General features: G+C 60.3%; 20 protein-coding genes. 4 read left to right on the top strand and 16 right to left on the bottom strand.

Annotated features, from left to right (window positions below):
• Nucleotides 1-5: 5 nt before the first annotated feature.
• From FBY04_RS11100 to FBY04_RS11025, 16 genes are all read right to left on the bottom strand, one after another.
• Nucleotides 6-1,064, bottom strand: coding sequence for a cell invasion protein (locus FBY04_RS11100; RefSeq protein WP_145315231.1), 1,059 nt, complete (start codon nucleotides 1,062-1,064; stop codon nucleotides 6-8).
• Nucleotides 1,065-1,088: 24 nt separating this feature from the next.
• Entirely contained in the window at nucleotides 1,089-2,828 is a 1,740-nt protein-coding gene (gene sctE, locus FBY04_RS11095; RefSeq protein ID WP_145315230.1) for a type III secretion system translocon subunit SctE, read from the bottom strand.
• Nucleotides 2,825-3,313 (bottom strand): type III secretion system translocator chaperone SicA, encoded by a 489-nt coding sequence (gene sicA / locus FBY04_RS11090; protein ID WP_145315229.1) that lies wholly within the window; start codon nucleotides 3,311-3,313, stop codon nucleotides 2,825-2,827. Before sicA ends, sctE begins: the two co-directional genes overlap by 4 nt.
• A 253-nt stretch (nucleotides 3,314-3,566) precedes the next feature.
• Nucleotides 3,567-4,601 carry an EscU/YscU/HrcU family type III secretion system export apparatus switch protein gene (locus FBY04_RS11085; RefSeq protein WP_084318700.1) on the bottom strand — a complete coding sequence of 345 codons (1,035 nt, stop codon included), beginning with the start codon at nucleotides 4,599-4,601 and terminating at the stop codon, nucleotides 3,567-3,569.
• Entirely contained in the window at nucleotides 4,576-5,382 is an 807-nt protein-coding gene (sctT, locus tag FBY04_RS11080) for a type III secretion system export apparatus subunit SctT (protein WP_145315288.1), read from the bottom strand. Before sctT ends, FBY04_RS11085 begins: the two co-directional genes overlap by 26 nt.
• A 4-nt stretch (nucleotides 5,383-5,386) precedes the next feature.
• Nucleotides 5,387-5,641, bottom strand: coding sequence for an EscS/YscS/HrcS family type III secretion system export apparatus protein (locus tag FBY04_RS11075; RefSeq protein ID WP_084318703.1), 255 nt, complete (start codon nucleotides 5,639-5,641; stop codon nucleotides 5,387-5,389).
• A gap of 10 nt (nucleotides 5,642-5,651) precedes the next feature.
• Nucleotides 5,652-6,311: an EscR/YscR/HrcR family type III secretion system export apparatus protein gene (locus FBY04_RS11070; protein WP_145315228.1), complete on the bottom strand. Its 660-nt coding sequence runs from the start codon at nucleotides 6,309-6,311 to the stop codon at nucleotides 5,652-5,654.
• The gene (locus FBY04_RS11065) at nucleotides 6,308-7,228 is read right to left on the bottom strand and encodes a FliM/FliN family flagellar motor switch protein (protein WP_145315227.1); all 921 of its coding nucleotides are present in this window, start codon (nucleotides 7,226-7,228) and stop codon (nucleotides 6,308-6,310) included. The genes FBY04_RS11070 and FBY04_RS11065 overlap by 4 nt, the downstream gene beginning before the upstream one ends.
• Nucleotides 7,225-8,100 carry a hypothetical protein gene (locus FBY04_RS11060; RefSeq protein WP_145315226.1) on the bottom strand — a complete coding sequence of 292 codons (876 nt, stop codon included), beginning with the start codon at nucleotides 8,098-8,100 and terminating at the stop codon, nucleotides 7,225-7,227. The genes FBY04_RS11065 and FBY04_RS11060 overlap by 4 nt, the downstream gene beginning before the upstream one ends.
• The gene (locus FBY04_RS11055; RefSeq protein WP_145315225.1) at nucleotides 8,097-8,552 is read right to left on the bottom strand and encodes a type III secretion protein; all 456 of its coding nucleotides are present in this window, start codon (nucleotides 8,550-8,552) and stop codon (nucleotides 8,097-8,099) included. The genes FBY04_RS11060 and FBY04_RS11055 overlap by 4 nt, the downstream gene beginning before the upstream one ends.
• A complete protein-coding gene (gene sctN, locus FBY04_RS11050; RefSeq protein ID WP_145315224.1) occupies nucleotides 8,536-9,822 on the bottom strand; it encodes a type III secretion system ATPase SctN in 1,287 nt (428 codons plus the stop codon). Before sctN ends, FBY04_RS11055 begins: the two co-directional genes overlap by 17 nt.
• Nucleotides 9,819-10,226, bottom strand: coding sequence for an Invasion protein B family (locus FBY04_RS11045; RefSeq protein WP_145315223.1), 408 nt, complete (start codon nucleotides 10,224-10,226; stop codon nucleotides 9,819-9,821). The genes sctN and FBY04_RS11045 overlap by 4 nt, the downstream gene beginning before the upstream one ends.
• 12 nt (nucleotides 10,227-10,238) lie before the next feature.
• The gene (locus FBY04_RS11040; RefSeq protein WP_145315222.1) at nucleotides 10,239-12,290 is read right to left on the bottom strand and encodes an EscV/YscV/HrcV family type III secretion system export apparatus protein; all 2,052 of its coding nucleotides are present in this window, start codon (nucleotides 12,288-12,290) and stop codon (nucleotides 10,239-10,241) included.
• Between the two features lie 23 nt (nucleotides 12,291-12,313).
• Nucleotides 12,314-13,420, bottom strand: a complete 1,107-nt coding sequence (gene sctW, locus FBY04_RS11035) for a type III secretion system gatekeeper subunit SctW (protein ID WP_145315221.1) — start codon at nucleotides 13,418-13,420, stop codon at nucleotides 12,314-12,316.
• Entirely contained in the window at nucleotides 13,417-15,072 is a 1,656-nt protein-coding gene (gene sctC, locus FBY04_RS11030; RefSeq protein ID WP_145315220.1) for a type III secretion system outer membrane ring subunit SctC, read from the bottom strand. The genes sctW and sctC overlap by 4 nt, the downstream gene beginning before the upstream one ends.
• A gap of 4 nt (nucleotides 15,073-15,076) precedes the next feature.
• On the bottom strand, nucleotides 15,077-15,805 hold the full coding sequence (locus FBY04_RS11025) for a helix-turn-helix domain-containing protein (RefSeq protein ID WP_145315219.1): 729 nt from the start codon (nucleotides 15,803-15,805) through the stop codon (nucleotides 15,077-15,079).
• Nucleotides 15,806-16,033: 228 nt separating this feature from the next.
• Between FBY04_RS11025 and FBY04_RS11020 the strand changes: the two genes are divergently transcribed.
• From FBY04_RS11020 to FBY04_RS11005, 4 genes are all read left to right on the top strand, one after another.
• Entirely contained in the window at nucleotides 16,034-17,245 is a 1,212-nt protein-coding gene (locus FBY04_RS11020) for a CmpA/NrtA family ABC transporter substrate-binding protein (protein ID WP_145315218.1), read from the top strand.
• A 15-nt stretch (nucleotides 17,246-17,260) separates the two neighbouring features.
• Nucleotides 17,261-17,836, top strand: coding sequence for an ANTAR domain-containing response regulator (locus tag FBY04_RS11015; RefSeq protein WP_084318725.1), 576 nt, complete (start codon nucleotides 17,261-17,263; stop codon nucleotides 17,834-17,836).
• A gap of 283 nt (nucleotides 17,837-18,119) precedes the next feature.
• Entirely contained in the window at nucleotides 18,120-19,331 is a 1,212-nt protein-coding gene (locus FBY04_RS11010) for a NarK/NasA family nitrate transporter (protein ID WP_084318727.1), read from the top strand.
• A 7-nt stretch (nucleotides 19,332-19,338) separates the two neighbouring features.
• Complete coding sequence (locus FBY04_RS11005; protein WP_084318729.1) at nucleotides 19,339-21,009, top strand: bifunctional protein-serine/threonine kinase/phosphatase; 1,671 nt, start codon at nucleotides 19,339-19,341, stop codon at nucleotides 21,007-21,009.
• The last annotated feature ends 63 nt before the right edge of the window (nucleotides 21,010-21,072 follow it).

Raw genomic sequence — 21,072 nt, 5'->3', positions numbered from 1 at the left:
CCTACTCAAGCCATCTTGCCAATGACTTCAATCCGCGATTGAAAGAGCTGCATCACGATATCCATGAGTTTTTGCAAGAGCGCCGCATCCGCCGAGTCTTTCTGCCCAATTTCATCGCTCAAGCTCTTCTGCGTATTTTGCGCACTCTGTTGCAATACCTCTTTCTCCCGCGCCGCATGCTCGGTGATGCGAACCATACTGGAGACCATCTGGCTCATGCTCACCGACATCGCGTTGAGCGCACGACCGATTTCAAGCTTTTTCTCAATGCCTTTGCTGGCCATCTGGCTGTGCCAGTCCGACATGCGGCCAACCTTTTTTGCCTTGAGAATTTCAACGTCGAACAATGCCTGCTCCTTGGCCGTCAGGGTTGAGCCCTGAGGTTTGAAATCCACTGATTTCGTCCGGCCGAAATCATCGAACACCGTTATCTTGTAGGTAGTTTCCGGGGTCCAGTCATCGCGGCTGCGATCACGTTTAAGGTCCCGTTGGATATTGCCGGCGTCCAGAGAGTTGCGCTTGTGCACGTCGATATCTGCATGTTTGAGCCTTTGCCCTTGAAAGGTCTTGACCATGGCGAACCCGGCGATTGCGCCGGAGACCACCGCGGTCGTAATGGCGCTGTACATGGCCGCCTTGCCGGACTCCATGATGGCAGCGCCCTGGGACTTGGCGGCATCAGCAGCCATCACACTGAAATGCCCACGCAGTTGAGCATTGGCGACCCGCGCGATATTCAATGCGATGATCGCGGCGACCAGCACGTTCGCGTGTTTTTCCCAGGCACTCGGGTCGAAGATCAGCTCATTACGCACTTCGTCGCTGATCGTCAGCGTGGCGGCAGTGAAATCTTGCCAGTCGGCTTCGGTAGGCTGATAGGCGTTGATGGCACTATCGAGCTCTGCTGCCGACGGGCCTGTGACAGCACTGTTTTTCAGAACCTGGTCGTTTCCGGTCGTGCCCTTGAATGCTGATTTTTCGGATGGGGCAAACGAATGCCCGGCCGCGGCTGTCGCTTGCGTATGGATGAACGAACGGAAAGACAAAACACTGTTTGTGATCATGAGAAATCCCTTTTACGAGTGAATTCAGACGTTTCGAACCATCTGCAGGTTGACGGAATGACTGCGTTGCATATCGGTAAAAACATGTTCGATCTGCCGGGCCCGGTCTTGCATCGCCTTGCCGTAGTCTTCGACCAGTCGAGTGAGGTAGGAGGTGATTTCTTCGCTGATTGCCATGCGCACTTTCACGTCCGCCAGGTGTTCGGCCGCCTGGGCCTGATGCACGCCGCTTCGGACTCCAAGCACACCTTGCGCCGTCACACCGCCGAACTCGGCGAGGGCTTGAGCGATTTCGAGATTGGCGGTGTAACGGGCCAGGGACACGGGATCAGCGCCGTTGGTAATGAGGCTGCGCAACTGAGTCAGCATCCGGGTCAGCGTGTTGCCGACCGAGGAAGCCATCTGTTTCATGGCCTGCACCGCTGCAGGTGCAGCCTGCGACACCACGGTGGCCAGTTTCGATGCGACGGCGCCGATCATCGGCCCAATCACCTGAGCCCCGACGATGGCCGCCAATGCAATGGCCGCAATAGTGACGGCGATGCCCGCGATCATGCCGGCGATTTGCGCGATTTCCTTCGCCGTTTCGGGATCGACACCCACCGCTATCAGCACCTTGGTGTAGAGATCGGTAAAGAAACTGATGACTTCCTGCAAGACTTTCATCAGCGGTTCCATGATCTTGGCCATGAGCTTGTCGCCCGCGAACGTCAGTGCCATGCCAACTCCCCCCATCACAATCAGGAATGGATTGAGGGTAAAAATGCCAGCCAGGATGCTTCCCAAGGACAACAGCGCACCAACGATCTTGCCGATGCAGCCCATCGTCCTCTGCAACTCTTCGGCCTTGCGCACCTCTTCCAGATACTTTTCAGACTCGGCCTGCATTTTTTCCTGCAGCTTGGCCTGCAGCTCCAGAAACAGCTCCTGATTGAGCTCTTCCTTGTTCTGCGCCGCCTCGCCCAGCAACTCGATGATCTTCAAGCGGTTCAGCAGGGCCAGTGCACTGCTGCTCAGCGCTTTTTCATCCGATTGTTTAACCTGAGGTCCGCCGACACCTGCCTCGAGGACTTTTCCGGTCACGACCGCCAGGGCCTTAGCGGCAACATTGGCGACTTCGATCAGTTTCAGATGGGCATCGGTGGCTTTTTGAAAGGTCTGGGTATGGACCGCCAACTCGCCTTTAAGCTGGTCACGACGCGCCAATTCACTCGCATATTCGGGTGATTCGGGGTCCAGCTTCGCCAGACGCGCCTCGCTTTCGTCCAGCAAGCCCTGGAAATGCTGGACTCTCTCGCGCAGCTTCTCCAGATTTTGCTGGCTACCGCCAACAGCCCCCTCAGCGGCCTCCAGTGCAGCGACGGCCTCAGCGTATTCAGCCGAGAGTTTTTCATGCCCCTGCTGCTTGGCTCCGGCCATGCTTTGCAACATCGCCAAGCGATTTTTCAACTTGTTGACATCCACCTCGCCGATCAGCTCGCTGATCATCGCCATCAACAGCGTGAACAGATCACCTTCCGGCTCCTTGCCGTTGTTGCGTGCCAGTGGCTGATGCAATTGCGGCCGTCCCGGGGTGGCCGCCGATTTACCGTGTTCAGCGCCGTAATTCACCGACATCAGACCGGCCAGCGCTTCCTGGCCAGCCTTCTGAAAATCCACCGTTCTGGCCGCTTGGCTTGCAGATTTTCCGTAGATTTCAAAGGCCTCGGAACGGCTGATCCCACCCGAACGAGTCGGGTTGAATGTACTTCTGATTTCACTCATGTTCTGTCCTCCGAACAGTCCTGTTCAATGTGAGCCAAGGTGTCGAGATACACCTGAGCCTGTGTGCGCAGGTCCTCTTCCGTGGCCTGCTCAATTACGTATTCGAAACACAATCGGGCCTTGCCGATCCTGCCCAGAGCGAGCTGGCACTGACCGCTGTAGAACATCGGTCGGTAGTCGTTCTTGCCCTGGGCGAAGGCGATGGCATACAGGTCAATCGCTTTCTGATGGTTTTGCTTGAGCTGGTGTACCGCCGCCAGTCCCATCCAGTACTGGCTGTTGTAAAAGTCGTAGATGCACAGGAAGTGGAAGAACTTCTCGGCATCGTCCAGCCGGCCTTGTTCATAAAACTGGTAAGCGAAGGCATAGAGGCCGTCCATGTGCTCGTCGCTGAGGCCCTGCACGTCCTTTAACGGCGCCCCCGCGAGCACGGCATCCACGATGTCCAGGGCGATTTGCTGGTCTTGTTGGTTGTTGCGACTCATCGGCCACACTCCTGAAAAATCGTCAGCGCCGCTGACGAATGCATTGAGCCAAAGCGCTGACAGTCACGCTGCCAAATTGCGCTCATGCCAACGGCGAGATGGTTAAAAAAGGGGATCAAGCCTGAGAACTTGTAGGAGCGAGCTTGCTCGCGATGAACTTCAGGACAACGCGTGTATCCAGAGAAAACGCGTTATCGTTGGCGTCCATCGCGAGCAAGCTCGCCCCTACAAGAATGATCGGCATCAGGGATGATCAGGCCTGCTCGACCTGCTCGAGCCAGATCAAAAGACGCAGGACTTCCTCGACTTCCTGCACCTGAAGGAAGCTGTAGCGCTGATGGGTCTTGAAGATCCGCCGGGCCAGGGCGATGTCGTTGATCACGGGCACGCCGACCTCTTTGGCATACGCCCGAACGGCCAGGGCGCGCTGGTTGGTTTCCATCAACGAGATGAACGGCAGCACGGTGATTTCCGGGCGGAAATACACCCCGATGGCAATGTGGGTCGGGTTGGCGATGATCATCCGCGAGCTGCGCACGTCGGACTTGACCTGCTCCGACAGCAGCTCCCGATGCAAATCGCGTCGGCGGCCCTTGATTTCGGGATTGCCGTCCTGCTCCTTGTGTTCACGCTTGACCGAGTCCTTGTCCATCATCTGGTCTTTCATGAACAGCCAGTATTCGCTGAGCGCATCGAGCACCACGATCAGCAGCACGCAGCCTAGAAACGCCAACACCAGCACCAGCAGCAAGTGCCCCCAGATCGCGAACAGATCCGGTGCCTGGGCAAACAATTGAGCAAACAGCAGTTGCCGCTGCGTGATCCAGACAATCCACAGCGCCATGGCAAAACTGCCCAGGTACAACAGCGCTTTGACCGTGTCCTTGACCGTGCGCAGGCTGAACAGTTTTTTGAAGCCATTGATCGGGTTCAACGCCCCGAGGTTCAGCTTCAGGGCTTCGCTGGCCAGGGCAAAACCGCTTTGCAGCAACGCCGGCAATGCACTGGTCAAGACGCACACCAATAGCAACGGCAACAACGCCTTGAGCCCGACGACCACCAGAATCGCCGAGTACTTTTGCAGGTCGGCGTCAAAATCGCTGGCGATGATGCGCCGGTAGACCTCCATGACCTCCAGCAGCGAACTGTTGAACACCATGTAGGTGATACCGCACAGGGTCAGGCAGGTGACCACCAGATCCTTGGCCTTGAATGTCTGCCCTTTGCGTGACGCATCCCGCAGTTTCTTTGGGGTGGGCTTCTCAGTCTTCGACGCGCTGGACGACATCGCCACCCTCCCCGTCGCTCACCAGATAGTGCTCCAGTGCTTCGGATTTGCCGCCCATGCGCAGGACTTCATCGGGCAGGTGCACGCCGAAATACAACATCAGCACCACCAATGCCACCAGGCTCTTGACCGTCAGTGACACCGAGAACGCGTTCATTTGCGGTGCGTACCGCGAGAGCAGGCCCAGCAGTGCTTCACTGACTAACAGCGTCGCCACCACCGGTGCGCTGATCACCAGGGTTTTGCTGACCAGTGCATCCAGCAAGCTGAACACCGCTTGCAGGTGTATCTCGCAACCCGTGACCGGTGCGCAAATGCGATAACTGTGGCCAACGGTTTCGAGCATCAGCAGCATGCCGCCGCCTTCGAGGTAAACCGCAGCGGCGAACAATTGGAGGAAATTCGCCAGCTCCGATGTATCGACGCCGTTGGCCGGGTCCACCGTACTGCTGAGCATCGCGCCGCGCTGGTTGTCGATCAGGTTGCCCATGGCGTGCAACACCCAGAACGGCCAACACAGCAGGCAGCCCAGCAGGACGCCAATGCCGGCTTCGCGCAGCAACAAGCCAAAGAATGCCAAGCCGTCGAGGCGCGGCAGCGGCTCGCCGACATAGCTCCAGAACCCCAACGCCACCAGCACGATGACGGCCTGGCGCGCAGGCCCGGTCAGCACGCCGCTGTTGAGAAACGGCAACATGAAAAAAATCGGTGCCAGCCGTGCAAACCCAAGGATCGCGGCAGCGAACAGCGCGTACAGATCGAAAAACAGCGTCACCGACATCGGTCTAGCCCAATGCCAGACGGATGACTTCACGACTGAAATCGAGCAGGGTTTCGCCGTACCAACCCGAAAGTAGAAACAGGCACGCCGCCACCGACAGCAACTTGAATCCGAATGGCAGTGTCTGCTCCTGCAACTGGGTCACCGTCTGAATCAACCCGACCACCAGGCCCACCACCGTGGCAACAATGATCGGCCAAGCGACCATCAACAGAATCAGGTACAGGGTTTTATTGCCGGCGTAGACCAGATCGTTCATGTCGACGCCCCTATGCCAGCAAAGTCAGGTACTGCTTGACCAGACCGGTCGACAGCAGCGCCCAGCCATCCAGCGCGACAAACAACACCAGTTTGATCGGCACCGAAATGATCACCGGGCTCATCATCATCATGCCCAGCGCCAGCAGGATGCTGGAGATCACCAGATCGACGATCACGAACGGCAAGTACCGATAAAAGCCGATCTTGAACGCGCTTTTGATTTCACTCAGCGCATAGGCCGGCAACAGCGAAAACAAGGAGGGCGTGAGTTGTTCATCGGCCGGCAGGCTTTCCTCGGAATCACTCTGAACCGCTTGCGCACGCTCGAAGAACAGGGCCAGTTCGGGGTCGGTGTACTTGCGCAGGTAATCCTTGTACCCACCCAGGCCGTTCTCGGCAAAGTTCACCACCGACTCGATATCGGTGAAGGCCACCGCTTCTTCCTTGTAGTAGCCATAACCCTGCTTCATGACCGGCGTCATCACGAAAATCGCCAGCATCAAAGCGATCGCGTTAAGCGTCATGTTCGACGGCACCTGCTGCAATCCCAGCGCGTTGCGCACGATGACAAACACGATGGAAAACTTGATGTAACAGGTTCCGGCGGCCACCAGGAAAGGCAGGAGTGACGCGAACGCCAGCAGCGCAATCAGCGAGACGTCATTCATCGCCGCTGTTCCGATAAGGGGTTGCGATAGACCTCGAGCAATTCCACCCCCAACTGATCGTCCAACTGCACCAGTTCCCCGCGGGCCACGCGCTTGCCATTCGCGCGAACCTCGATGTGCCGGGCGGCATCGGTCGCCAGCGGAATGAGTTGACCATCGATGATCTGTGACAGCGTGCCCAGGTCGATCTCATGAGTGGCGAGCAAAAACTCCAGGCGCAAGGGCAAAGCACCGAGTTCGACGTCCGAGTCGGCCTGCTCACCAGCCTGTTGATTTGAATCGGCAACCGTCGATTGCATGTGTAACCCCTCTTCAGTGAACGTGAATACGCCGATGCATTGATTGGCCAGCAGACACCGGTCTGTCCGGTGGGTGATGCGCAGGACGTCGCCCTGTCCCAGCGGCACTTGATGCAGATGGCTGAAGCCCAGCATCAGCTCCAGGCACAGCGGTAAATCGCTCAGCCAGGATCCGGGTTGCAAGGGGCTCTTTGCGGGGCGTGGCGGTGGCAACTGCGTCAACCACACTCGCCCGTGAGCCGTGTCGAGCCAGGGCAAATCGTGCGTCGGCAGTTCGGTCGGCTCGATCAATTCGATGTCGGCCAACGATTGATAAGGCAGCTCGTCAATCAGCGGAAAAGGTCGCGCAACTGCCCGGAACAATTCGACGATGCTCGTCAACGGGCACTCGACGATCAGCAACGAGCGCAACTGCGGTAACGCGTGTTCCAGCCAGTCGCGAGCCAGGATCAGCCCCCGCCACTCTCCTTCATCGCTACGCGCGCAAAACCGCAAGTAGCCGGACCGCCGGTCCGGTCTGCCTACGCCTGCACCCTCACCGGCGCGGCGCCAGCGTTGAACCGCTTGCGTGCGGGCGTGCGCCGAAGCGTCGACGCGGCGCAACGTCAGCGCTCTCATGCTGGTAGTTCCTGCTGTTCGGTCTGCTCTTCATCCGGCTGCTGCTGCGACCCCTGATGTTGCTGCTCGCCCCCCGTATCGGTCAGCCGCCAGCCGGGATCCCGGGCCAGTTCAAAAGGTGCCTTGAGTTGCTCGAAGACCAAGCTGTTGCTCGGGCTGAGTTGCAGGTTTTGAATGGGTTCGTCGGGCACACGGGTGATTGTCACTTGCCCGCTGGCGGTGCCTTTGTTGAAGGGAACCTGCAGCAGGCCGCGGCTTGAGCCGGGCAGCGTTTCGATCATCACGTCGAGAGCTGGCTTGGGTATTGGCATCGGGGGCAAGGGGATGGAAACCGGTGCCGCCGCAGGTGCATGACGCACGGCGTGAAGGTTCATCAACGCTTCGGGCAATGGTGTCTCGGCGGCGAAGGTTATCGGAGGGCTGGCGTTGGCTGCGCGCTCGACGGGCAGCGGTTCAAGCGTGGTTGAAGGCGCTTCGGTGGGGCCTCGCGATGAAGCCTGGGGATTGATCGGTGCCTGTGCGGCCACTTTCGCGAGCAAGCCCGCTCCCACATTGGAATGCGTTTCTCTGAGGGAGCGCGCCTGTGCTTCCAAATTGGAATGCGTTTCCCTGTGAGATGGACGGTGCGACGATTCGACCTGCTCGCGATGGCGTTCGACCAGACCGCAACGACCTGAAACTTGAACGCCCACAGGGACCAACGCCTCGAATCGCTGACGCACAATCAACGTCGCCAGCAAATCCAGCACACCTTGCGGCAGCTCATCGTCTTGTGCCGGTACAAGTGCGTCGCGCAGTTCATCCGCAGAATCCTCGGTAGCAGGTTCCAGCGTTAGAGCCGGTCCCGGTGAAATCGTAGAAACCCCCTTCATCGCCGTACTCCAGTCATCTCTTCTATCTCCCTTTCTTCCCGGCGCACTTGCTCAAGTCGTTGCGCGCGCAACAGGTGCTGCACCGACCGTTGGTATTTGTCGTGTTTGCGCTGCAGACAATGCAGTTGCTCGCGTTGTGCTTGCAACGAGTGCTCAAGCTGCCTGCACTGCTCCTCTACGCGGTCGCGCTCAAGGCGCACCAGATCAATCTGCCGCCGGATGACCGCCTGGGTTCGCAGCAGCGCCAACAACTGCCCGTGATCCAGAACGCAATCGATGGCGCGATGGCTGGCCAGCAGGCTCTGCAGCGATGCCTCTTGCCCCTCGAAACCGGCGAGTTCCCCCCGTAGCGGCTGCAACTGTTGTTGTGCGCGCAGTACAGCCTGCTCACCGCGTTGCTGACGGAACTGGCTGAACGCCAATAGGCGTAGCCGGTCAGGCAATGAGTTCATTCAGGCTCCGCAGCGTTTCGTCAGGTTCGCTGCATTCGTCCGTCGGCTGACGCAGCCAGTGGTTCAAGGCTTCGCGGCGCTGCAGGGCCTGGTCGTTGGCGGCATCGGCGCCCTGGGTGTATTCGCCCATGTCGAGAAAAATCTGCAACTGCTCCAGCCGTGTCAGCGTTTCCCGGGTCGACGCGGCCAGTTGCTGCACCTGCGCGCTGGTGACTTGCGTCGCCACGCGACTGATGCTGCGCAAGACATCGATCGCCGGGTAATGACCTTTGGCCGCCAGGGCTCGACTGAGGTAAACATGGCCGTCGAGAATGGAGCGAATCTCCTCGGCGATCGGGTCCGGCTCGTCGTCACTCTCCAGCAGGACCGTGTACCAGGCCGTAATGCTCCCGGAAGCCGTCACACCAGGTCGCTCCAGCAAACGCGGCAAAGCATCGAACACCGACGCCGGATAGCCGCGCCGCGCCGGCGCTTCACCCGCGGCCAGGGCCAGGTCGCGACGAGCGCGGGCGTAACGGGTCAACGAGTCCAGCAACAGCACGACACGCTGGCCCTGGTCGCGAAAATACTCGGCGATGGCTCTCGCCTGCAGGGCCGAATTGCAGCGATCCACGGAGGAAAAATCCGACGTGGCAAACACCACCACGCAACGTGATCGCTTCGTTGAGTGGCGCAGATGTTCAATGAACTCCGTTACTTCACGCCCGCGCTCTCCGATCAGGCCAATGACGAATACGTCCGCATCGGTGTGGCTGATCAGCATATTGATCAACGTTGTCTTGCCGGACCCGGCCGCAGCAAAAATGCCGATGCGCTGACCGACACCGCAGGTCAACAAGCCATCGATAACGCGAATTCCGGTGCTCAGCGGCTCTGCGACCGGGCGACGCTGGTGGTACGACGGCGGGTCGGCATCCACCGGATAATCCTGTTGCTCAACGGCTGTCGACGGTGCCAGTCGCTCAACGATATTGCCCTGGGGATCGACCACGCTGCCCAGCAGCGCATCGCTGCAGCGCAGGCGCAATGTCGAACCCGTCGGGACAATCATCGACTCCCTGGACAATCCTTTGGCGTCGCCGAGCAAACTGAGCAGGACGGCGCCGGGTTTGAAGCCGATGACTTGCGCCCTGGCCGCCACGTGCGGCGAACGCCAATGGCGACGCACTTCGCAGACTTCACCGACCACCACATTGTCCAGCGCCGCTTCGATCAAAGGACCGCTCAAGCGCAAGGGATGGGCAGCATGCCGTTCCAACCGGGCGCTCATCGGCGCAGCAATTCGCACAGCGTTTCAATCGACTGCACAAAAGCATCCAGGGCTTGGGCGAAATGCTCGGCGTCACCCAAGGCGTGGTCGTTGGCCATCAAGCGCAGTTCGAGCTGCCCCTGGACTTCGCACAGGTGCAGTTGGCCAGTGCGAGAAAAAGCATTGCCCTCCAGCAAGAACTGCATCAATTCGAAGGCGCAATGGTTCATGACGCTTGGGGTCGCCTGCGCGACTGCGGCCCAGATCCACACATCGCCCTCTACCACGGCCACGTTGACACTGGGCAGGTTTTTCATCTGCATTTCAATGGTGCTGTGGCTGTCGAAATGCCCTATCTGGCTGTCCACGCAGCCACTGTGTCGCAGGGCTTCACGCAGCAGGTCGGCAATATCGGGCTGTCTCATTTACAGGGTTCCTCAGAGGGTCTTGATGACATTGACCGAGATGGTCTCGGAGATTTCGCCGAACGACATCACGTCCAGCTCCCGGAACCGCCCCTCGATCAGTTTCTTGATGTAGCGCCGCACATCGACCGAACACAGCAACACCATGTCTTTGTGCGCAATGTGCAGGCTGTCCAGGCCGACACTCAGGCGGTCCATCAGCTCTTCCGACTCTGCCGGCTCCAGGTTGATGAAACTGCCGCCCGAGGTTTGCCGGATGCCCCGGCGTACCACCTCTTCGAATTCCGGCGACAACAGCAGGACGCGCAAGTCATTGCCGTGGGCGAATTTGTTGCTGATGTAGCGCGCCATTGCTCCGCGAACGTGCTCGACCAGCGCCAGCACGTCCTTTTCCCGCGACGCCCAATGGGCCAGCGACTCCAGGATCAGCTTCATGTTGCGCACGGAAATGCGTTCGCCGATCAGGCGCTGCAACACCTCGGCGATCTTCTGCACCGTGACGTGGCGATACACTTCCTTGAGCAGATCGGGGTATTTCGCTTCCATTTCGTCGAGCAGTTGCTTGGTCTCCTGCACACCGAAAAACTCCTGGATATTGCGCGCCAGCAACGTGACCAGGCAGCGGTAGCACTCCTCGTCCGCGGGGCGCAGTTGATAGCCCAACTGTTGCACTCGCTCCTTGTCTACGGCGTTGACCCAGACGCCGCCCAGGCGATTGCTGTCGTTGCCGCGCACCAGGGCAAAACCCAAAGGTTCAAGGTCTGGCGAATAGTCGAGCAGGCGCCAGTGATCGAAATGGATATCGAACTGCTCGGCACGCACTTCATTGATCAGCACCGCCACTTGATGAGCCGGCAACGCCTCGCTGGCGCGTACCTGCGGTTCGGGTATCCGCAAGCCGTAGTCGACGAAAAACTGGCTGCGAAAGCGCGCCGCCCAACGGGCTTTGCTCAGCGCACCCAGTTGCGACGTGGGCACCAGCAGCATCAGGGCGATGGTTTCGGTGGCGATGTTATCGACGTCATCGAGCAATCCCGACCCGGTTTGCAGCGCGTCTTGCTCCGTGGCGGCAGCACGGTTTTCACCGTCGCCGGTTAACCTGGAGGCCTTTCGATGCCGGGTAAACACCACCAGCGCCAGCATCGCGGCGATGGGCAGAAACGTCATCAATGGGAAACCGGGGAGCAGACCGACACCCACCGCCAGCACCGCAGTGACACCCATCACGAATGGATTGCCGAGCATCTGGGCCAGCATGTTGCGCCCCAGGTTGCTGTCGTCGCCGTTGACCCGGGTCACGATGAAGCCGGCGCCGATGGCGATCAGCAGCGCTGGAATCTGTGCGACCAGGCCATCGCCGATGGTCAGCAATGTGTAGGTCGACAAGGCCGTGGACATGTCCATGCCCATTTGCCCGACACCGATGGCCATGCCGCCGATGAAGTTGACGAAAATAATGATGATGCCGGCGATCGCATCGCCCTTGATGAACTTCATCGCGCCGTCGAAAGAGCCATACAACTGGCTTTCACGCTCCAGCACGCTGCGTTTTTCCTTGGCTTCTTCGGCCGTGATGGCGCCTGCCTTGAGGTCGCCGTCGATGCTCATCTGCTTGCCGGGCATGCCGTCCAGCGAGAAGCGCGCCGCGACTTCGGCGACCCGCTCCGAGCCTTTGGTGATCACGATGAACTGAACAATGGTGACAATCGAAAAGATCACGAAACCCACCACCAGGCTTTCGCCGATCACGAACTCACCGAAGGACGCGATGATCTCACCCGCATCGGCCTGGCTCAGGATCAAGCGGCTGGTACTGATCGACAGCGCCAGGCGAAACAGCGTGGTCAGCAGCAGCAACGCCGGAAACGTCGAGAAGCTGAGGATGCGTTCGATGTAGAACGACCCCATGAACACCAACAGCGAAATGACAATGTTCAGGCCGATGAGAAAATCCACCAGCACCGTCGGCAGCGGAATGATCAGCATGGCGATGATCATCACCATGAGGGTCAGGATCAGCAGCTCCGGGCGAGCGCCGACGTTGCGCAAAAACACATTGAGCATGGCAGGTCAGCTCCGTGAAAAAGTCATGAGCAACCGCCGGGACGACGCTGTTCGATACATTCGTGGGCGTAGGCAACGTCGGCCAGCAGCGAAAACTGTTGCGCCAGGCGCAGCGGCGCCTCTTCGTCGGCAAACAGTTGCAGCGGCAGTTGCAGGCTGAACCGGCGCACCGTCTGCAGCAGCGTCGAGCGCTCACGGTGCAGGCTCAACAGCACGCGCTCACCGAGCACGCCGAGCAACAACTGGTCGAGCTCATCGGGCCAGGTCAACAGGCCGAACAGGAACACCAGCCAGTCGGACTCATCGGGGTTGTGCTGGCAGATCAGTTCATCGCGCAGCAGGCCACCGATGAACAGGCCGTCGGCTGAACGCAGGCGCTTGAGGTCATTCAGTCGGACCAGCAGTTGGCCAAACTCTGTGCGCGAGCAACTCGGATCCTGGGCGCTGATATCGGTGAGCAGCGCCGCTTCGATGAAGGCCAGCACATTCGTGCGTTGCGGTGGGCCGTACAGGGCAATCCAGTCCTGATAACAGCTGACCGGCCCTTCATCGGACTCGAGAAAATCCCGGTACGTTTCGCGCAACAGCGCGGCGCGCACGGCCATGCTCTTACCGAACATTCTGGCCTTGAGCGCGGCATTGATGCCGGCGTTCATGCGTTTGGGGGACGCTTGGGCGACCACCGTCTGCAACAGCGTTTCGAGCCGCTGACGGGTGCTTTTCTCGAGCTTTTTACGGCGCAACAGTTCTCGCAGCACCAACGCCAGGTCGCTGTCATCGGCAAACAGCTTGCGCGCCATTTGCAGCAACCAGCTGACGGGGTTGTCGGCGAGCCGTGCCAGGCTGAGGATCTGCCGCACCTTGGGCACGGTGTCGTCGTCCAGCACCCTTTCGAAGTTGTCGGTCAGGGTGTCGGACTTCAGTTCGAAATGCCGCCGGCCACGAAACTGCGCCAATGCCGCCGACATTTCATCGCTGATCTGCACGAAACGCTGCATAACGGCAGCTGTGCCGCTTTCGTCGAGATCAGTGTCCGCCGTTGCCTGTGACTGCGGATGCTCTGCGGCCTTCTCGGCATTCAGCCGCGCCTGGGCCGCTCGTCCGCCGGTGGAAATCGCCGGCAGGATCATTTTATGGCCGCCCGAAAATAGGAACGGCGCAAGCGTTCGTGCTGTTCCGGGGTCAGCAACTGTGGAACGGGTTCAACGGCGTTCGGCTCGAGCGTGTCGCGAATTTCCTTGGGTTGAATCAGGAACACCCGCACGGTATTGGCCGAGCGGTTCTGTCGATAACTGAACAGCCGACCGACCCAAGGAATCGACCCCAGCACCGGAATCCGGCCGATCTGTTCGCTGTGGTCATCGCGGGTAAAACCGCCCACCAACAGGCTCTTGCCCGGCGGCACTCGCGCTACGGTGCTGATCCGGGTGCGGCCGACCGTCGGCAGAGCGCTCGGTCGCTCGCCCTGGCCCGGGTTCTCGATTTCGTTGCCGTCTTCGATATTGAGCGACATTTCAATCTCGTCCGCCTGGGCGAAACGCGGCAATACGCTCACCAGCGTGCCGTAGGTCACATGCTGCAAATCAACACTGCGCTCGCCCACCAGCGGCGCATAAAAGGTGCGGTTATTGTCGAAAATAGCCGGCACATTTTCCTGGGTCAGGATCACCGGTCGCGACACCACATTCGCCCGACTCGTGCGCTCCAGCGCCATGACCTGGGTGACGAACGACGCACCGTCAAGCGTGGTCGCGGAGCCAGCGTTGAGCGAGGCGCTGAATTTTCCACCCGAATTTACGACGCCTTGCCAATTGACGCCCAACTGATTGAGTTCATCCTTGTGCAGATCAATGATCCACAACGACAACTCCACGTGACGTTTGGGCGTGTCCAGCGCGCTGACCAGGTTCTCGATAAAGCGCACCTGCTCGGGCAACCCCTTGACCAGCAGGCTGTTGGTGTCGGGATAGGCCACGACCCGAATGTTCCCGGCGGCCGTGTCGCGGGCAATAATTCGCGGTGCGGAGGGGTCCTGACCCGAAGGCCCGGTCGCCAGGCCTTCCAGTGGAAACGCCGGCATCAAGCCTGGCGGTCGTTGTGCCGGGACTTGCGCCACCGCAGACTCGACGCCATTTTTTTCGCCACGCAGCAAGGCCTCAATCACGGTGGCCAGCCCGGGAATCGTCACCTTGTCATCACGCAACTCGTATTTACGGTCGCTCACAAAGGTGTTTCGCACCTGGATAACGCCGATCTGCTGCTTGCCCAGCAACAATTCCGAGCGCTGGTTATCCATCAACCCGGCCGCTTGCGTGACCAGATCGACATACATCGGCGGGCCGGACACATGGAACGTACGCAAACCATCGTGACGCAACGGATAACGCCGATCGTGCAACCCGGAACGTTCCAGGAATGCCTGAAGCTTCGCCACGGTCAGGGTCTGCAGCGATACCATCGAGCTTTTGAGTTCCGGGGCGTCATACAGATAAATCGCCTGACCATCGCTGTACCAGATAAGCCCCATTTGCGCGCTGACTCGCTCAAAGGTGCGTTGCGGCGCGAGCAGGTCGAACGTACCGGAAATCCGCTTGGCCGCAGCGGCCTTGCTGACGATGACCGGCTTGCCCAACGATCCGGACAGCTCACTGAAAAAAGTGCGCGCGCTTTGTTCACGGGCCTCGAAATCATAGGTAGCGGCCGCTGCGGCAAAGGGTGCGAGCAGCAACACCGTAGTCAGGCAGACGGGCAAAAGAGATAAGGGCAACGATCGGCGTTTCATCGGTTCACTTGCCTGGAAGGTAGGTAATGTCGGCGAGGCTGCTGGGCGTGAACCCCACCAGTTCGCGGATCTCCTTGGAGAAATGCGAAGAAGAGGCAAAACCGAATTCCAGCGCGACCTCTGTCAGCGAGCAGTCCCGCAGACTCATATTCAACAGCGCCTGAGCCGTGCGCCAGCCGCGCAACGCAGGCTTGGCTGCACTGCCCAGCGCCTGTCGGCACAATCGACGAAAGTGCGACACGGAAACACCATAGCGTTGCGCCAGGTCACTCAGTTTTTCACTGCGGGTGCCCTGCTCCAGCAGGAATCGCACAAGCCCGTAGCTCTCGGTATGACGCAGCACGCCGGCGAAGGCCTGAAAAGCCGAACCGCCACCCATGGCCTGCGCGATGTACCAGCGTTCCAGTGCGCCCTCCGACCGAACGGTCTCGTACGTCACCGGCAACATCGCCCACGGAGCATGGCGTGGTCGCTGGCCCGTCAACGCATCACTCAAGTCGATAAAGACCTGCAATTTCACCAACAGGGTTTCGGACAGCGGCAGCACCTGCACACAGCCGCCGCGCATTTGCAGAGTCTCGCTGACCGCGATCAGCCCTTCCCAGCCGCCGGGCAACCGATGGCACTGCGTCGACCCCAGCAGGTCGGTCGATTCGCTGACACGCAGATGCAACATGCGCTCGCCGGAACGAGCATCCGGGAATGCGGTGGCACGAAGTGATTCGGTTTGCACGCCAACCTCCTTTGCAGCCTGACGATGAAGGGTCGGCAGGATGAAAGAGCGGGCGCGGGAAGTCCTGATGGAAAGCTGATGAAACCCGGGATGGCATATGCCTTGCACCCTCATTGACATCAGCACTCATGCCAACGGCGGGATGAGTCGAAAGACAAAGGCGTCGTCACCTGGCCTTGCCCTGGCAAGCAGCCAGGTACGGCGCTTTTTTTTGGAAGGTGTTTAGCCATGAATGAAACCACAGCCGGCCCATTGGCCTGGGTCAATGGCAGCGATGCCCCGGAAAAGACTGAAATCAACCTCGGTTTCATGGCCCTGAGCGACTGCGCCTCGGTGGTGGTCGCGGCCACGCAGGGTTTTGCCCAGCCTTACGGCCTGACCCTTAACCTCAAGCGCCAGTCCTCCTGGGCCAACCTGCGGGACAAACTGGTCAGCGGCGAACTCGATGCCGCCCACAGCCTTTACGGCCTGATTTACGCCGTGCACCTGGGCATCGGCGGCGTCGCGCCCACCGACATGGCGGTGCTCATGGGCCTGAACCAGAACGGCCAGAGCATCAACCTTTCCCATGGCTTGCAGGCGCTGGGCGTGACCGGTCCTGAAGCACTGGATCGCCACGTGCACCAAACTCGCCCAAAACTCACCTTTGCCCAGACATTTCCGACCGGCACCCACGCCATGTGGCTGTATTACTGGCTGGCGAGCCAGGGCATTCATCCGTTGCACGACGTCGACAGCGTGGTGGTGCCGCCACCGCAAATGATCGCGCACCTGCAAGCGGGCCGTATCGACGGGTTCTGCGTCGGTGAGCCCTGGTCCGCCAGCGCCGTGAAACAGAATCTCGGCTTCACAATGGCGACGAGCCAGACCATCTGGCCCGACCACCCGGAAAAAGTCCTCGGTTGCACCCGCGCGTTCGTCGAGCAATACCCCAACACCGCCCGGGCGCTGGTGATGGCGATTCTGGAAGCCAGCCGCTTCATCGAAGAAAGCGTCGAGAATCGCTGCAGTACCGCGCAGCTGTTAAGCGCCGCGGATTACCTCGATGCACCGCTCGATTGCATCAAGCCACGCCTGCTTGGCGAGTACGACGACGGCCTCGGCAATCGCTGGCAAGACCCGCACGCATTGCGCTTCCACGCAGGCGGCGACGTTAACCTGCCTTATCTCTCCGATGGCATGTGGTTCCTGACCCAGTTCCGTCGCTGGGGCTTGTTGCGCGACGACCCGGACTACCTTGCGGTGGCTCGTCAGGTCCAGCAGCTAGACTTGTATCGAGAGGCGGCGACCGCCGTCGGTGTTGCCTCGTCGAGCCATGAAATGCGCAGCAGCCAGTTGATCGACGGCAAAATCTGGGACGGTTGCGACCCGGCCGGTTATGCCCGCAGTTTCAAGCTGCACGCCATGAGCGACAGCTCGCCCCTACTCGCCAGCCGCTGACAGGAGACTGCGAACATGTTGCGTATCCTGCTGATCAACGACACCGCGAAGAAAGTCGGCCGGCTGAAAGCGGCCCTGACCGAAGCCGGATTCGAAGTGATCGACGAATCCGGCCTGACCATCGACCTGCCCGCACGCGTCGAAACGGTGCGTCCGGACGTGATATTGATCGATACCGAGTCACCGAGCCGCGATGTGATGGAGCAAGTGGTGCTGGTGTCCCGCGACCAGCCGCGGCCGATCGTGATGTTTACCGACGAACACGACCCCGACGTGATGCGCCAGGCGATCAAGTCCGGGGTCAGCGCCTACATCGTCGAAGGCATTCATGCACAACGCTTGCAGCCGATTCTCGACGTGGCCATGGCACGCTTCGAAAGCGACCAGGCCCTGCGCGCCCAACTGCACGCCCGCGACCTGCAACTGGCCGAGCGCAAGCGCATCGAGCTGGCCAAAGGGTTGCTGATGAAGATGAAAGACTGCAACGAGGAAGAGGCCTACACCCTCATGCGCCGCCAGGCCATGAGCCGGCAGCAGAAGCTGATTCAGGTGGCCGAGCAGATTATTGCGATGAGTGAGCTGCTGGGCTGAGACTTCGTGGCTCCTTTGATGGCTCCTTCGACTTGTTCGCGAAGGGCAGCGACCCGGTCTCAAATTGTTGGCACAGATCTCGCTAAGTAATCCACACAGGTAACCAACGGCGGTTGCCCCACCTACGACAAAGACGTCGCTCACCTCATTTGCCCATGGCGAATCCGGTGGCGGCGTTTTTTTGTTTTGGCCCCACAGCCCGGGGCCGGTGGTGCGGCCGTTGCGGCGCCCCACCTGCAAGCTCATGACTCCTTCTCGAGACGACTCACAGCTGAGGTGTGCAATGAATTCAAGCTTCTGGAAATCCGGCCATACCCCGACACTGTTCGCGGCCTTCCTCTATTTCGACCTGAGTTTCATGGTCTGGTACCTGCTCGGCCCTTTGGCGGTGCAAATCGCCGCCGACCTGCACCTGACCACGCAACAACGCGGCATGGTGGTGGCTACGCCGATTCTGGCCGGTGCCATATTGCGCTTCATCATGGGCATGCTTGCAGATCGCCTGTCGCCGAAAACCGCCGGGCTGATCGGCCAGGTGATCGTCATCTGCGCCCTGTTCGGCGCCTGGAAACTCGGCATTCACAGTTACGAACAGGCGCTGTTGCTGGGCCTGTTCCTCGGCATGGCCGGCGCGTCTTTCGCCGTGGCGCTGCCGCTGGCTTCGCAGTGGTATCCGCCGCAGCATCAAGGCAAGGCCATGGGCATCGCCGGTGCCGGTAACTCGGGCACCGTGCTTGCGGCCCTGATCGCCCCGGTGCTGGCCGCCGCGTTTGGCTGGAGCAACGTGTTCGGCTTCGCCCTGATCCCGCTGATCCTGACCATCATTGTCTTCGCCTGGCTGGCCAAAAACGCACCTGAACGGCCGAAAGCCAAATCGATGTCCGACTACTTCAAGGCCCTGGGCGACCGCGACAGCTGGTGGTTCATGTTTTTCTACTGCGTGACCTTCGGCGGCTTCATCGGCCTGGCCAGCGCCCTGCCCGGCTACTTCAACGACCAATATGGCCTGAGCCCGGTCACCGCCGGTTACTACACCGCAGCCTGCGTGTTTGGCGGCAGTCTGATGCGCCCGTTGGGCGGTGCACTGGCCGACCGATTTGGCGGGATTCGCACGTTGCTGGCGATGTACACGGTGGCGGCGATCTGCATCGCGGCGGTGGGTTTCAACTTGCCGAGTTCCTACGCGGCGCTGGCACTTTTTGTGTGCACCATGCTCGGCCTGGGTGCGGGTAACGGCGCGGTGTTCCAATTGGTCCCGCAACGTTTCCGTCGTGAAATCGGCGTGATGACCGGTTTGATCGGCATGGCCGGTGGCATCGGTGGTTTCGCCCTCGCCGCAGGCATGGGCGCGATCAAGCAAAGCACCGGCAGCTATCAACTGGCCCTGTGGTTGTTCGCCAGCCTCGGCGTCCTCGCCTGGTTCGGTCTGCACGGCGTGAAACGTCGCTGGAGAACCACCTGGGGCTCGGCAGCCGTCACCGCGGCGCGGGTGTGAGGGCTGAATGAGCCTGCAACTGAGTTTCGCCGAAGCCAGCGCCACGGGTCCACGCGAGGAGAATCAGGACGCCCTGCGCCTGGTCACTCCCGCGCCGGCGCTGGCGGCGAGCAAGGGTTATCTGTTCGCCATTGCCGACGGCGTCAGCCAGTGCGCCGATGGCGGGCTCGCCGCCCGTTCGACTTTGCAGGCGCTGGCGCTGGACTACTACGCCACCCCGGAAACCTGGGGCGTCGCCCAGGCACTGGATCGTTTGCTGCTGGCACAGAATCGCTGGTTGCAGGCCAATGGCGGTGGGCAACCGCTGCTTACCACTGTCAGTGCCTTGGTCATGCGCGGCAGGCGTTTTACCCTGGCGCATGTCGGTGACTGCAGGGTTTATCGCTGGCACGCCGATCAATTGCAGCGGATCAGCGAAGACCACGTCTGGGACCAGCCTGGCATGCAACATGTGCTCAAACGGGCGCTGGGCCTCGATCAACATCTGGTACTGGATTTTCTCGATGGCGAGTTGCGCCTCGATGAAAGTTTCGTACTGCTCAGCGATGGCATCTGGGCCGTGTTGGGTGACACCGCCATTGCGGCGATCCTGCGCGATCAACCGGATCTGCGCAGCGCGGCACAAACCCTGGTGAGTGCAGCGCATCTGGCGGGCAGCCAGGACAATGCCAGCGCGCTATTGGTGCGGGTCGACGCCCTCGGAGAAACGAACATCGGCGATGCGCTGATTCATCTGCAGCAATGGCCATTGCCGCCGCCGCTGAAACCGGGGCAGAACTTTGAGGGCTGGCAGGTCGAAGGAATACTCGGCCAGAGTCAGCAATCGCTGCTTTATCGGGTGCGCGACGCTCAGCAACAGCCCTGGTTGCTGAAAACCTTGCCCGGTGCACTGCGCGACGATCACCTGGCCGGGCAAGCGTTGCTGTCGGAAGAATGGTTTCTCAAGCGTGTAGCCGGTCGGCATTTTCCTGAAGTCCATGCCGCTCTTCAGCGTCAGCATTTGTACTACGTGATGCGTGAATACTCCGGCGCTACCCTGGCGCAACTGAGTGAGCGAAACGCAATGCTGCCGATGGCTCAGTGGCAGGACTTGGCGGAACGTTTGCTGCGGGCGGTCGGCATGTTGCATCGACGGCAGATTCTCCATCGCGACATCAAACCGGAAAACCTGCTGCTGGGGGACGACGGCGAGCTGCGCCTGCTGGACTTCGGCCTCGCCTACTGCCCCGGTCTGTCTGAAGATCAGGCCTCGGCCCTGCCCGGGACCCCCAGCTATATCGCGCCGGAAGCCTTTCGCGGCGACCCGCCTTCCGTGCAACAGGATTTGTATGCGGTCGGCGTGACCTTGTATTTCCTGCTCACAGGGCATTATCCCTACGGCGAAATCGAAGCATTCCAGCGACCGCGGTTTGGTGCACCGGTCAGTGCCAGTCGCTACCGGCCCGACCTGCCCGAATGGATCGCGCTAAGTCTGGAGCGCGCGGTGGCGGCGAATCCGGATGAGCGATATGAAACGGCGGAAGAATGGTTGCTGGTACTGGAACAGGGCGAGCGACGCAGTTTGAGTGTGCGACCAAAGCCTTTGCTGGAGCGCGAGCCGGTGAAGGTCTGGCGGACGTTGGCGCTGGGCTCGTTGCTGGTGAATCTGGTGCTGTTGGTTTTGGTGTTTCACGGCTGAACCGAGTCGCGTCCTTCGCGAGCAAGCCCGCTCACACAGGGGGAACACATTCCAAATGTGGGA

The organism is Pseudomonas sp. SJZ080 (assembly GCF_007828295.1).
Taxonomy (GTDB): Bacteria; Pseudomonadota; Gammaproteobacteria; order Pseudomonadales; family Pseudomonadaceae; genus Aquipseudomonas; species Aquipseudomonas migulae_A.
The sequence above is the reverse complement of the archived record's forward strand: the minus strand, read 5'-3'. Positions and strand labels throughout refer to the sequence as shown.